Raw genomic sequence first — 1,820 nt, forward strand, 5'->3', positions numbered from 1 at the left:
GACCAGCGCCGCATGGTTTTCGAGATCGGCGATGTCGCCACAATGGTAGGCGAATTTCGCACCGCGGGCAGCGATGTTGGCGGCAAGTCCGTCAGCGGCATTGTCGGCAAGGTCCACGACAAGGATGTCGAAGCCGGCATCGGCCAGCGCCTCGGCGCAGGCCAGCCCAATGCCGCGCGCGCCGCCGGTGACGATGGCCGCCGGGCGGGTCATGCGACAAGCTCCGTCTTGCGGATATGGTCGGCGACACGCAGCGCTTGTGCTGCGATCGACAGCGCCGGATTGACTGCGGCCGAGTTGGGCAGGAAGCTAGCGTCGACGACAAACAGGTTCCGGTGATCGAACGAGCGGCAGAACGGGTCGAGCGGCGAGGTCGCCGGATCGTCGCCCATCTTAACCGTGCCGCACTGGTGCGACGGCGTTCGCTTGTCGAAAGGCCGCGACAGGACGATCGGATAGCCGCAGGCGCGGAAGTTTTCACGCATCACCTTGGTCAGCCCGTCGAGCGACTGCATGTTGGAGCGCCGCCACTGCATGACGATGTCCTTGCCATCGACCATGATGCGACTTTCGGGATCGGGCAGGTCCTCGCACATCAGATACCAGTCGACGGCGTGGCCGGCCATGAAGTCCAGCGCGAATTTGGGTGCAAGCTTGACGTTGGCCCTCAAGATATTGCCGTCGATCTTGCCGAGAAGCTGGACGTTGCCGAGCGGCTTGCCGCCCTTGCCGTCGGACAGATAGTAGTCGTTGAGCATCAGCGTCTTCTGGTAGACGGATGTGTTCCTGCGGCGCGGATCGATCGCCAGCATGGCGCTCGAATTGTGGTTCATGAAATTGCGGCCGACCTGGTCGGAACGGTTGGCGAGGCCCTTGCCGCCTCCCTTGCCATTGTTGGGAGAGGGCGAGCGCAGCAGGATGACCGCTGAATTGACCGCGCCGGCCGAGAGGATGACCAGTTTCGGCGTCACTTTCTTCAGCGTGCCATTCTGGCGATAGTGAACGGCGGCGATCGTCCTGGCATCCGATGACGCTTCGAGATATTCGACATGGGCACTGGTCTCTAGCCGGATGTTCCGGTCGGCCAGTGCTGCCGCCAGCGGCCCTGTTTGGGCGTCGACCTTGCCGGTCCCGGCGTTGGGAAAGGCATCCCAGCCTGTCTTGCCGTCCTTCAGCCAGGCATCGATGTCGACGCCGAGCGGCAGCGATGCCGGGTGCAGGCCGAGCCCCTTGAGTTCGGCGCGGGCGCGGGCGATCGGCGCCTCGTCCGGCACCGGCCCGAAGGCATAGGGGATCGAGTGGAACGGTTCGGTCGGGTCTTCGCCGAGTGCGCCGCGCACGCGAAAAAGCTGCTCGGCCCTGGAGTACCATGGCTCGAACTCCTCATAGGAGAACGGCCAGGCCGGCGAGATGCCGCCATAGTGCTCCATCGCGGAAAAGTCTTGCTTGCGGTAGCGGATCAGCACCGCGCCATAGAATTTCGAATTGCCGCCGACATAGTAGTAGTTGCCGGGGTTGAACGCAGCACCCCCGGCCTCGCGCCACATCTCCTTTGGACGGTAGTGACCGTCGACGAAGATGGCGCGTGTGTCGCGCGTGTGCGTCGTCGTTGGCAGCGTCTCGCCGCGCTCCAGCATCAGGATCGAGGCGCCACTGCCGGCAAGGCCGGAGGCGATCGTGGCGCCGCCGATGCCGGAGCCGATGATGACGATGTCCGGGTTTGTCATGGCTGTCAGAGGATACGGTTCTCGGTCGCCGGATCGAAGAACACTGCCTTGGTCAGGTTGAAGGCGAGCGGCGTGCTGGTACCCGGCTGGATG

2 protein-coding genes are annotated in these 1,820 nt (G+C 64.2%); both read right to left on the reverse strand.

Annotation, left to right across the window (positions count from 1 at the left end; all coding sequences use genetic code 11):
* A partial coding sequence (locus tag EOC93_RS33410; protein WP_127206744.1) for an SDR family NAD(P)-dependent oxidoreductase occupies nt 1–213 on the reverse strand: 213 nt, incomplete at its 3' end.
* Nucleotides 210–1,727 (reverse strand): GMC family oxidoreductase, encoded by a 1,518-nt coding sequence (locus EOC93_RS33415; RefSeq protein WP_127206745.1) that lies wholly within the window; start codon nt 1,725–1,727, stop codon nt 210–212. The genes EOC93_RS33415 and EOC93_RS33410, both read right to left, overlap by 4 nt.
* Nucleotides 1,728–1,820: the final 93 nt, after the last annotated feature.

The sequence above is a fragment of the Mesorhizobium sp. M6A.T.Ce.TU.002.03.1.1 genome, assembly GCF_003997275.1.
In the GTDB taxonomy this organism is placed as follows: domain Bacteria; phylum Pseudomonadota; class Alphaproteobacteria; order Rhizobiales; family Rhizobiaceae; genus Mesorhizobium; species Mesorhizobium mediterraneum.

Coding starts and splice junctions, on each gene's coding strand:
- EOC93_RS33415 (WP_127206745.1), bottom strand. CDS start 1,727: ATGACAAACCCGGACATCGTCATCATCGGCTCCGGCATCGGCGGCGCC.